Origin of the sequence: Bacillus sp. EKM202B (assembly GCF_011066025.1) — a bacterium.
Taxonomy (GTDB): domain Bacteria; phylum Bacillota; class Bacilli; order Bacillales; family Bacillaceae_G; genus Bacillus_A; species Bacillus_A toyonensis.
On the sequence record NZ_JAAMNK010000156.1, the window covers coordinates 1 to 205 of the forward strand.

Annotated in this window: 1 pseudogene; it reads right to left on the reverse strand. The window is 35.6% G+C overall.

What is annotated here, in order from left to right:
* Positions 1-205 (reverse strand): annotated as a pseudogene (locus G9F74_RS29835) (RNA-guided endonuclease TnpB family protein); the annotation flags it as partial.

The window sequence follows — 205 nt, forward strand, 5'->3', positions numbered from 1 at the left end:
TTTGCTAATCGGTCTAACATTTCACGATAGAACTTAGGATAATTGGCTCTCTCATCCTCAGAACTGACGTATAATTGATCCATCGCAAAGTCTAATCCAACAACTGTTTCTACTTCTTTTTGTACGATCTCTTTTTCGTATTCAGTCAAAATGGACACATAGTATTTACCAGTAGGTGTCATAGAAATCGTACATGACTTGATTA